Genomic DNA, 10,723 nt, shown 5'->3' on the forward strand with positions numbered 1-10,723 from the left:
GTTAGGCGCGGGTGAAGTAATGCGCGCTGTGGTACGCGCTCAAATCCACACTCTCTGCGGCGGGCGCCGCGGTGGGGGTGCCGAACGTGCCGGCATCCATTTCTTCCTGCACACCGATCAGCGTGCGCACCAGCGCGACGGAATCGGGGTCTTCGTCGCGCGCGAGCACCTCGTTGGCATACACGTGCCATTCCTGATCGCCCAGGGCGTTCAGGCACAGGGCCATCATGGCCGAGGCAAACGGCACCACGCTCTCGGCACGCTCGCCGTTGTGCAGTTCACGCAGGATGCGTGCGGCGTCGGCGTATTGATGCCGGCCTACCAGCAGCCAGCCTTCCACCAGGTCGAGTTCGCGAAAATTCGGGCGCAGCGTGCGCAGTGCAGTCAGCAGCGCTTGCGCGTTGTCGAACTGCCCGCTGCGCGTTGCGTACATCAGGACTTCGAGCAGCCCGCCCAGCAGGCGGTTGCTACATTGAATCGGTTCCATATCGCAGGGTTCTCCGTGTCGGGTCATGTCGATGCCGGCATTGGTGGACCGGCCGACCTCGGGTGGAACCATAGACGCCTGCATGCCGCGCGCCGGCCAGCCGCCCCGAAAAAGAGCGCCCGGCCCCGAAGTCGGCAAGGCCCTGTGCGCCAGTACGCACAAGGCAAAGCCGCCCGCTCTCGCCTCGCCCTCGTCCTTGCCCTTGTCCTTTGTTCCCGCGGTTTCGGAACGGCGCATCCGCCTTCGCCCAGGCGCCGAGCGCGTAGCGCCCGCGTCAGCACAATGCGTCGCATCGCTACGGCACCGCACGCCGCGGCCTCCTCCGTCGACACCCCAGGGCACCGCCATGTCGGACGAAAAAACCGAAGAGCCCACAGACAAGAAACTCAGAGACGCGCACAGAGATGGCGAAACCGCCAAGAGTGCCGACCTGATCGCCGCCGTCGTGCTGCTGGCGGGCTGCCTGCTGCTTGCCATGACGGCATCGCTGCTGGGCGACCGCTGGCGGGCGCTGGTCGACCTTGCGCTGGATGTGAACAACAGCCGGCATCCAGCCATGACGCTCAAGCAGACACTCGGCCACGTCGCGCTTCAGCTGGCGCTGATGACGCTGCCGCTGAGCCTGGTGTTTGCACTGGTCGCATGGATTGCCACGTGGGGCCAGACGGGCATCGTGCTATCGACCAAGCCGCTCGAACTGAAGATGAGCGCCATCAACCCCGCGTCGGGTCTGAAGCGCATCTTCTCCATGCGCTCGATGATTGACCTGCTCAAGATGCTGGTGAAAGCGCTCGCCGTGGGGGCTGCGCTGTGGAAGCTGGTCCTGATGCTGCTGCCGACCATTGTGGGCACGCCGTATCAACCGGTCATGGATATCGCGCAGATCGGCATGTCGATGCTGGTGAAGCTGTTGGGTGCGGGCGGACTGCTGTTCCTGCTGCTCGGCGCCGTGGACTTTGGCATCCAGCGCTGGCTCTTCATCCGCGACCACCGCATGAGCAAGGACGAAGTCAAGCGCGAGCACAAGAACAGCGAAGGCGATCCGCACATCAAGGGCCAGCGCAAGCAGCTCGCGCGCCAGATGGTGGACGAGGCCAAGCCCAAACAGAGCGTAGCCGGCGCGCAAGCCGTGATCGTCAACCCCACGCACTACGCCGTGGCGATTCGCTACGCGCCCGAAGAATGCGGCTTGCCGTGCATCACCGCCAAGGGCGTCGACGACGAAGCCCTGAGGTTGCGCGAAGAAGCGCAGGCGCTAGGCATTCCGATCATCGGCAACCCGCCGCTGGCACGCGCGCTGTACCTCGTGAAGCTGAATGATCCCGTGCCCGAAGCGCTGTTTGAAACCGTGGCCGAAGTCCTCGCCTGGGTGGGCGAGATCGGCGCGAAAGACACCGGCGCCAGACACACCGGCGCAAGCCCTTCCATCTTGAACTGAGGCATCCGATATGGCCAAGAAGACCGCCGTCTCTGAATTCAGCGGCGAAATCGGCATCGCCGCGTTGGTGGTTGCCGTCATCGCGTTGATGGTGCTGCCGCTGCCCACCGTCCTGATCGATTCACTGCTGGGGCTGAACATCACGCTATCGGTCGTGCTGCTGATGGTGACGATGTACATCCCCGCGGCGACATCGTTGTCGGCATTTCCATCGTTGCTTTTATTCACCACACTGCTGCGGCTCTCGCTGAACATCGCGTCGACCAAATCGATCCTGCTGCATGCAGATGCCGGCCACATCATCGAGAGCTTCGGCAAGCTCGTGGTAGGCGGCAACCTGGTGGTGGGTATGGTGGTATTCCTGATCATCACCACCGTGCAGTTCATCGTGATCGCCAAGGGCTCCGAGCGTGTGGCCGAGGTCGGCGCACGCTTCACGCTCGATGCCATGCCCGGCAAGCAGATGAGCATTGACGCCGATCTGCGCGCCGGCCACCTGAGCGCAGACGAGGCCCGCAAGCGCCGCGCGCTGCTTGCCATGGAAAGCCAGTTGCACGGCGGCATGGACGGCGCCATGAAGTTCGTCAAGGGCGATGCGATTGCCGGTCTGGTCATCACGCTGGTCAACATCCTGGCCGGCATCGTGATCGGGATCACGTATCACGGCATGACGGCCGGCGAAGCCGCCAACCGCTTCGCCGTGCTGTCGATCGGCGACGCCATGGTGTCGCAGATTCCTTCGCTGCTGATCTCGGTCGCGGCCGGCGTGATGATCACGCGCGTGTCTGACGATGACCACGGCGCCAAGCCGAGCTCGCTCGGCAAGGAGATCGTGCGGCAGCTTTCAACCAGTGCACGGGCCATGTTCACCGCCAGTGCGTTGCTGGCAGGCTTTGCGTTGGTGCCAGGGTTTCCGTCGTTTCTGTTTATCGCGCTGGCAGGTGCGGTCTTCGCCTTTGGCTATACGTTGCGCAAGCGCCTGAACACGGGCAGCACGGCCGACACCGATACCCTGCCCGCGCTGCTGCGCGAAGGGTCCAAAGACAAGGCACCGACCATCGCCGACAAGGCCCCGTCGTTCACGGCACCCCTGGGGGTTCGTCTGGGCACGCGGCTGGCAGAGGGACTCGACATTCCCAAACTCGATGCTGCATTCCAAAGCGGGCGGCACGCATTGGCTGAAGAGCTAGGCCTGCCCTTCCCCGGCATTGCCGTATGGAAGAGCGCCGCGCAACCCGAAGACGCCTATGAAGTGCTGGTGCACGACATCCCGGGCCAGCCGGTGGCGGTGTCCGACGGCAAGGTATCGGTATCCGACCTGCCGGAACCAATGCGCGCACAACTGGAGGCGGCCCCGGATACCGCACCTCACGCTGAACAGGTGATTGCAGACCACGTCGTGCACGTGCTGCGCAAGAACGCGCATCTGTTCATCGGCCTGCAGGAAACGCAATGGATCATGGAACGCGTGACCACCGAGTACCCGGGTCTGGTCACCGAGGCGCAGAAGGCCGTGCCCGCACAGCGCATGGCCGACGTGCTGCGCCGCCTGCTGGAAGAGCAGGTGCCCATCCGCAACATGCGCGCGATCCTGGAAAGCCTTGTCATCTGGGGCCCGAAAGAAAAAGACACGTTGATGCTGGTGGAGTACGTGCGCGGCGATCTGGGGCGGCAGATCGCACACCAGGCCACGTGCGGCTCACGCAAGATGCCCGCCATTCTGCTGGACCAATCGGTGGAGCAGACGGTGCGCCAGGCGATCAAACCCACGCCGGCAGGCAACTTCCTGACGCTCGATCCACAGCAGGTCGACACCATCGTCACGCGGCTGGAACACATGAGCCGCACCGCACCGCAATCGGGAGCAGCGCCGGCAGGGGCGCTTGCCATTGTCACGTCCATGGACATCCGCCGCTATGTCCGCCGCATGATCGAGCCGCGATTGCAGGCGCTGAACGTGTATTCGTTCCAGGAACTGGGCGCATACGTTGATCTGCAGCCCGTGGGCAAGCTCACGCTGTAAGCCGCCATGACCACACCCGTACGCCTGTGGCGAGCCCCGCCCATCGTCCATCCGACCACACCCGTCCGGCGCCCCGTAGCGCAACGCAGCGCAGACGGGCGAACCGGCATGCAGACCGAGTCCTGCGCGGGTGAAAGTACCGCCTGGATACCGCTCGATGCGTACAGCGACGCCGCATGCGAAGACACCACCGAGCACGAGCCGCCCACGCACGACCACGCCGACGCCGACACGCAGCCCGATGATGCCCCGCCCGAGGCCCCGCCGCTTCACACCTCGGCCATGGCCAGCCGCCTGGTGCGCACGTGCTCGGAGATCAGCGTGGGGAGCACCGTGACGGAGCATCTCGCACAGTTGCTTTCCAGGTTCTGCGGCTCCCGCGTTGTAAAGGCCAACAGCGAATGCTGGGAGGTCACGCTGGACCTCGACCCGCGCGTGCTGCCCGACACCCGCCTCACCCTGCGCCTTTCGCCCCACACGCTATGGCTTCGCTTCCTGGCGGCACACCCGCGGGCGCGCGACTTACTCTCCGAGCATGGCGATGCACTGCGCCAACGCATTCACGTTTTGCTGGAGCAGCGCATCGATATCGAACTCGAAGTGTGGTGACCGCTGCCACACCCCACCCGACACCTCCCGCCGACTCGCTATGAACACCGGGCTCACGCCATCCCCGCTCGATGCGCATCTGCGTGCCTTCACGCCGGCCCAGGCCGCGTTGACACGGCTGATCGGCACGCCGTTACCGGATGACGATGACCGCCACTGGCAACTGCGCGCCGTAGACCACGCCGCGCCCATGCAGGCGCCCGTGCGACTGGGCATCCGTTCATCGCTGTGTGCGGTCGACGTTGTTGTTGAAGGCGCCAACCACCCCGCGCTCCACGCCATCGCGCACGAAGCTGATGCGCAACGCCGCACGGCGCTTGCCGGGCTTTGGTTGACGCCGATGCTCGATACGCTGTCTGCCGCCGGGTTGGGAGATGCCGCCCTGGCAACGTTCGCGCCCGAACGCAACGATGCGCAACGCAGCGGTCAGCAGGAACTGCCGATGCGGCTCGATGGGCCACACGGTGAAACGCCATGCCGCATCGCCACGCTCGATTGGCTTGCCGCGCCGCCTGCACCGCCCGTAGCCGATCGCAACGCTGTGCTTGCACAACTCGGCGTAGTGGGCCTGCCGGTGGGCGTGCGTATCGCCAGCCGTCGATGCCCAACACACACCCTCTCTTCGCTTGCACCCGGCGACGTTCTGCTCGGCTGGGGCCAGCACGCCTATTGCCCCGGCACCGATGCGGGCGCCGTACGCCTGACATGCGGCGACAGCCGGCGCGCCCACTTCACTGCCCATGCTCACTACAAGGAAGGCACCGTGACGATCCTCGATGTTCCTACGCTCACTGACGACGACACGATCGCTGCACGCGACACCACACACGACAGCACAGACGGCATCGCAGTGGAAGCACTGGAGGTACCCATACACCTTGAGGTGGCCGTGATGAGCCTGCCGCTGGCCGAGCTGGCTGCGCTGGCACCAAGCCATGTCTTGCAGTTGCCCGTCTTGCTGCGCGATGCCACGGTACGTCTGGTCTGCCACGGCCAGACGCTGGGCCACGGCCAGCTCGTAGCCGTGGGCGAGCATCTCGGCTTGCAGATCTCTGCCATGAGCGCGCGCCATGCAGAACATTGAATTTGCCTCGCTCATCATTGCGGCGGTTGCCATTGCGCTGTTGCCGTTTGCCGCCATGGTGGTCACGTCGTACACCAAGATCGTCGTCGTGCTCGGCCTGCTGCGCAACGCGCTGGGCGTGCAACAGGTGCCGCCCAGCATGGTGCTCAACGGCATTGCGATGATCGTGTCGTGCTTCGTGATGGCCCCCGTTGGCATGGAGGCCATGCAGCGCGCCCACATGCAGCTCAATGATTCCAGCGCGAACGTCAGTCAGGTCATGCCGCTGCTCGATGCCGCGCGCGAGCCGTTCCGGCAGTTCCTGGACAAGCACACCAACGCACGCGAGAAAGCGTTCTTCATGCGCTCTGCGCAGCAACTCTGGCCGCCGGCCAAAGCCGCACAGCTCAAGGAAGATGACCTCATCATCCTCGCGCCAGCCTTCACGCTGACGGAGCTGACGGCGGCATTCCGCATCGGCTTCCTGCTGTATCTGGTCTTCATCGTGATCGACCTCGTGATCGCCAACCTGCTGATGGCGTTGGGGCTGTCGCAAGTGACGCCCAGCAACGTCGCCATTCCATTCAAGCTGCTGCTCTTCGTGGTGATGGACGGGTGGTCTGTGCTGATTCACGGCCTGGTCAACACGTATCGTTAAAGGGGCCACCATGGACTACGACAACATCACGCGCCTGACCAGCACGGCGCTCATGCTGTGCCTGCTGGTGTCTTTACCCGCTGTAGCGGTGTCCGCCATTGCCGGGCTGCTGATCTCGTTCGTGCAAGCCGTGACCTCGCTGCAGGACAGCAGCATCTCGCATGGGCTGAAACTCATCATCGTGTCCGTGGTGATTGTGGTGGCTGCACCCTGGGGAGCCGCGTCGATCCTCCAGTTCGGCAACACGATCCTGCAATCGCTCTTCCAGTAGGACGGTGTCATGACACGCATCTCCGCCTCAACGCCCAACGTTCTCTCGTTGCCCGATCCGGTACAGGCACCGCAGAACACGGCTGCGCAGCACCATCGCAAGCATCATCGACATGGCGCGCATGGACACGACCATTGGGCCGAGCAGCTGGTAGAAGATCAACTGCATCATCACAAGCACGTCGCACAGGTTGCAAAACGCGTGCGCCGGCCGCGCACGGGCAAACGCACTGGTGCGGGCTCGCCCGAAGAGCCGATCACCGACAGCACGTTCGAGGAATTGCTCCTCATGCTGGAGGAGCATGCGCGCAAGGTCGAGCCCATGGTGATTGGGTTGCCGTCCCGGCAAGACCAACGCGACGGCGATGACGAACAGTCGCGAGACCACCGCAGCGCCCAGGGCCGCCGTGCCCTGTTGCTGCAGTACTTGCAGGAACAAGCCGCCGAGACCGCCGCCGCCGCACCGCAGAAGGCCGCAGGCGCCGGGACCACCGCGTTGCCGGCCGACACGCTGCTGCCCGAGATGGAGTCGCCCAGCTATCAGCAGCTTGAACAGGAGTTGCTTGCCGTGCGGCACGCCATGCATACAGGCCACCCGATGCCGCTGCGCATGGCGTTCGACATCCTGCGCAGCTATCTGAAACAGACGCCGGTCGAAGGCACGCCAGGCACGCTGGCCGCTGTGAAAGACCGGCTGCTGGCAAACACCACGCCACAACACGCTGCCGCCCACGCACTGACCGATCGCGAAAAAACATTCAACCTGCTGTTTCCGCTCTTGCTGCTGAGTCCATCGCGGCCGCGCATTGGCCGCGAGCGAGCCGAAAGCATCGCACGCAGCAGCGCCGTCGCGCGCCGCTGGACAACCGAACTCTGGTCTTACCGGGCGGGGCTGGGTCTGGCCCTGCCTCCGCTTCCTGATCCTTCCCCGCAATCACCATGAATAAGCACATTCGCGTGTTGGCAGGCGCGCATGCCGGCGCATGCCTCGACCTGACTCCAGGCCGCTGGACGGTAGGCCCCGACGCACAAGCCAGCATCCGCATCTCCGATTGGGCGGGCGATCCGCTCGCGCTGCTTGTCGATACAGAACACGGCGTCCTGATCGAATCCGACGACGGCGGCAGCACCTGGGACGACCTGACCCCCCGCCGCTTTGGAGAGATCATTCTGTGCGTCGGCCCGGCCGGGGAGGCATGGCCATCCGATCTTGCACTCCTGGAGCGCGTGCTATCGCCCGCAGCCGCAGAGCCTGACATCCACAGCGTTGCCGCCGCGCAAGCTCCTGCCGCCGACACGCCTACGCCCACCCGGCCCCGCGCACGCAAAGGCTGGATGGGCGTGACGGCAGTCGCGCTGCTGACACCGTGCGCACTGCTGCTGGCATCGACGCGCGAAACATCCTCCGCCGCGCATTCCGCAGCCACGGCACCGATACCGCTGTTGGAACGTGTGCGCACATGCCTGGCGCTGCACCGTATCGACGGCTTGCAGATCGAGCAGCACGATAACGAGATCGTCGTGCACGGCATCGTGACTTCAGCCGCCGAGGAGCTCGCCACACTGCGCGATCTGCGCGCGGTGTCAGCGTCCGTCCATACCGATCTTTCAATCGCGCAGGAGGTCATTGAAAACCTGCGTGAATCGCTGCAGGAACCGGGGCTGCGCATCAGCTACCTGGGCAGCAACCGGTTCTCCATCACCGGACCAGCCATGCACCCGGAACGTGTTCGTGCAACGGCGGACCATGTGCGTAGCGACCTGGGCGGCAACATCAAAGACATTGCCTTGGACATCACGCAAGCACGCGTGCGCGACCCTAAAGCCGATGCCACGTCCGCACTTTCGGTTGACGAACTGAGCTACATCGAAAGCTCAGACGGCACAAAAGATTTTCTCGCTGCGCGGCGTTAAGGCGCCTGTACGTTCTTGCCATTCCCTCTTCTGGAGACCCACATGTTTGACCACTTCTCGCTCGACATCATCGAAACGTTTGACGGCATCCAGGCGTTTGCCAAACAGGAAGGCCCGAAGGACTTCGGCCCGCTGAACAAGGCCATTGAAGCGCTCAAGCACACCGCCATGGACATGGAACAGCGCGCCATTCGTGCGGTGGACGTCAACCAGCGCGAGCAGCTTCGCGTGCTGTCGCATGGTTTTTCCAGCGCGGCACAAGTGTGCTCGGGGTTGATCCCGGCATAACACGCGCAGCGCGCAGACGGGCTTCGCGAGACGACATCACATTTCGCCTCTTCGCCAGTCCAGCGCAGAGAAATCCACGATGATGACTTCACGGCGAACACAACAGCAGCACGTTCGCTAAACCGAATCAGCGACATCCCATACCGGGGTGTTGTTGAAAAACCCGGCTCTCACCCGAGACCATTCATCCACTGCAAAGGAGTTTTCCATGACCATTCAAACCACTGCCGCTGGCCTGGGCGACGCCGCTAGCCGTCTGTCGTTCAACGCTCAAAACGAAGCCGTCACCAAGGAAGGCGAGCAAGACATGCTGAACGCAGCCAAGCTGCAAAACGAACTGAACCGCGTCAACATGTTCGCCAAGCTGATGGAAGCGGGCCCGAAGGCCGCCAAGGACCTGATCTCGTAATGATCGGTTCCGGACGGCACACCGTGTGCCGCCAACGTTCGGGAACGGGGCCGCGCCGTTCCCGAGCGGTTTTTCAACGCACCGCCCGCGCGCTTCTGCTGTTCTCTGCACTCGGCCCATCGCGCCGCCGCCCGATTCACTGAATCCGACCCGCCACCGCGATCCCGACATGACACCGATCCACCGCAACGTTTCCGCAGTTCCGGCACCCCCTGCACCGGGCCAATCCGCGTCGCACCCCGCCCACGCCCACGCCCACGCCCACACAGGTGCGCGCGCATCCGGTACGCTGCAAGCCGTGGTATCCGCCGGCACGCAAGACATGCTGAACGCAGCCCATCTGGAAGATGAACTGAACCGCACGCAAGCATTCTCCAAGCTGATGGAAGCCGGCCCGAAAGCGGCCAAAGACCTGCTGGTGTAAAGCATGAGCATGGAACGGCGCGACAGCCTCATCCGCGACATGTGCATGCATCTGCAGATTCCGGATGCCGATGCCATCATCGCCGCCGGCAGGCTCACGGTGGAGGGCTTCGAAGTCATCATCGATGCGGTCGAGGAAGACCTCGATGCGTTCTACCTGAACTTCGACTACGGCATCGTCACAGGCGGCCGCACGCTGCGCGTGTTCCGCCTCATGCTCGAAGCCAACGTCACCATCTATGCGCAAGACCATGCCCAGCTCGGGCTGGATGGCGATACAGGCGGCATCATCCTGATCGTGCGCGTGGCGTACGACCCCGACATCGACGGCGAACAGCTAGCCGAACTGCTGGGCCACTATGCCGAGCACGGCCGGTACTGGCGCGACAACATCCTGCAGACAACCGACGACATGTTCGAGAACCTCTCGAACGGTACTTACGTGTGGATTCGCGCGTAACGCGCAATGCGTGAAGCGAACGACAACGCTTCCATCCGAGCGGCTTCGCAGCATCCGTGATGATTTCGTGAACGCGAACGTCCGCTGTCATATAACGCCGTACGCTCGCGGCATTACATGCGAAGGTGCTCGTTGAAGCTGACGTGTCGGCTGCTGGGGCATCGCCAATCCACGTTCATGTCCGCCTCACGCACACCATATCTTCCGACCCTAGACGTCCCGCTTCTGCGCGCCGATGAGTTCTTCCCGTTCGCGGCGCACCCCATCCACATCGGTACATATCAGCTCTGGTTCATGTGTGATGCCGACGCCGACCCTGAGTCGGTCACGGTTTGTATCGACCTCGGCAAGCCGCTCGAGATCAACGTTGACGAAGCACTGCACGTGATCCTCGGGCTCTGCCTCGGCCTGCCTGCTTCCTCGCGGGGCGTGGTGGCGCAGCAGGCGCACACCGGTACGCTGGTCTATCGCTTTGCTTACATGCTGCACGAAGACCCCACCGGCGCTCTGCTGGTTGACGCAATGTCCGGGCTTGCAGCATCAGCCATATCGGTCTCGAAGTGGTCGGTGCACTGACGGATTGCGCGTGGGCCGGTGGCATGCAACTTCGCCACCGTCACACCCCGTTCGCATTGCACGCGCGTTTGTCATTCGTCCGCATCAAAGTGGTATGCCGATTGA

14 protein-coding genes are annotated in these 10,723 nt (G+C 63.8%); 13 read left to right on the plus strand and 1 reads right to left on the minus strand.

Annotated elements, in window-relative coordinates:
- Nucleotide 1 precedes the first annotated feature (1 nt).
- Entirely contained in the window at nt 2–487 is a 486-nt protein-coding gene (locus M1D44_RS24615; protein WP_024978153.1) for an HrpB1 family type III secretion system apparatus protein, read from the minus strand.
- 346 nt (nt 488–833) lie between these two features.
- On the opposite strand from M1D44_RS24615, the gene sctU reads away from it, so the two are divergent.
- From sctU to M1D44_RS24680, 13 genes are all read left to right on the plus strand, one after another.
- The gene (gene sctU / locus M1D44_RS24620) at nt 834–1,925 is read left to right on the plus strand and encodes a type III secretion system export apparatus subunit SctU (protein WP_024978152.1); all 1,092 of its coding nucleotides are present in this window, start codon (nt 834–836) and stop codon (nt 1,923–1,925) included.
- A 10-nt stretch (nt 1,926–1,935) separates the two neighbouring features.
- Entirely contained in the window at nt 1,936–3,948 is a 2,013-nt protein-coding gene (locus M1D44_RS24625; RefSeq protein ID WP_316852664.1) for an FHIPEP family type III secretion protein, read from the plus strand.
- Between the two features lie 6 nt (nt 3,949–3,954).
- Nucleotides 3,955–4,557: a type III secretion system protein SctP gene (gene sctP / locus M1D44_RS24630; protein ID WP_316852665.1), complete on the plus strand. Its 603-nt coding sequence runs from the start codon at nt 3,955–3,957 to the stop codon at nt 4,555–4,557.
- A gap of 40 nt (nt 4,558–4,597) precedes the next feature.
- Entirely contained in the window at nt 4,598–5,641 is a 1,044-nt protein-coding gene (sctQ, locus tag M1D44_RS24635) for a type III secretion system cytoplasmic ring protein SctQ (RefSeq protein ID WP_316852666.1), read from the plus strand.
- On the plus strand, nt 5,628–6,278 hold the full coding sequence (gene sctR / locus M1D44_RS24640) for a type III secretion system export apparatus subunit SctR (RefSeq protein WP_045205537.1): 651 nt from the start codon (nt 5,628–5,630) through the stop codon (nt 6,276–6,278). The genes sctQ and sctR overlap by 14 nt, the downstream gene beginning before the upstream one ends.
- Before the next feature lie 10 nt (nt 6,279–6,288).
- On the plus strand, nt 6,289–6,549 hold the full coding sequence (gene sctS / locus M1D44_RS24645) for a type III secretion system export apparatus subunit SctS (RefSeq protein WP_024978147.1): 261 nt from the start codon (nt 6,289–6,291) through the stop codon (nt 6,547–6,549).
- Nucleotides 6,550–6,558: 9 nt separating this feature from the next.
- Complete coding sequence (locus tag M1D44_RS24650) at nt 6,559–7,491, plus strand: type III secretion protein HrpV (RefSeq protein WP_316852667.1); 933 nt, start codon at nt 6,559–6,561, stop codon at nt 7,489–7,491.
- Complete coding sequence (gene hrpD5 / locus M1D44_RS24655; protein WP_316852668.1) at nt 7,488–8,462, plus strand: HrpD5 family protein; 975 nt, start codon at nt 7,488–7,490, stop codon at nt 8,460–8,462. The genes M1D44_RS24650 and hrpD5 overlap by 4 nt, the downstream gene beginning before the upstream one ends.
- 42 nt (nt 8,463–8,504) lie before the next feature.
- Nucleotides 8,505–8,750 (plus strand): hypothetical protein, encoded by a 246-nt coding sequence (locus tag M1D44_RS24660; RefSeq protein WP_024978144.1) that lies wholly within the window; start codon nt 8,505–8,507, stop codon nt 8,748–8,750.
- A gap of 208 nt (nt 8,751–8,958) precedes the next feature.
- Complete coding sequence (locus tag M1D44_RS24665) at nt 8,959–9,159, plus strand: hypothetical protein (RefSeq protein WP_024978143.1); 201 nt, start codon at nt 8,959–8,961, stop codon at nt 9,157–9,159.
- A gap of 169 nt (nt 9,160–9,328) precedes the next feature.
- Nucleotides 9,329–9,583 carry a hypothetical protein gene (locus M1D44_RS24670; RefSeq protein WP_316852669.1) on the plus strand — a complete coding sequence of 85 codons (255 nt, stop codon included), beginning with the start codon at nt 9,329–9,331 and terminating at the stop codon, nt 9,581–9,583.
- A 3-nt stretch (nt 9,584–9,586) separates the two neighbouring features.
- Nucleotides 9,587–10,042 (plus strand): type III secretion system chaperone family protein, encoded by a 456-nt coding sequence (locus tag M1D44_RS24675; protein WP_024978141.1) that lies wholly within the window; start codon nt 9,587–9,589, stop codon nt 10,040–10,042.
- 294 nt (nt 10,043–10,336) lie between these two features.
- The gene (locus M1D44_RS24680) at nt 10,337–10,618 is read left to right on the plus strand and encodes a type III secretion system chaperone family protein (RefSeq protein ID WP_316852670.1); all 282 of its coding nucleotides are present in this window, start codon (nt 10,337–10,339) and stop codon (nt 10,616–10,618) included.
- The last annotated feature ends 105 nt before the right edge of the window (nt 10,619–10,723 follow it).

This window comes from Ralstonia sp. SA306 (genome assembly GCF_054792405.1).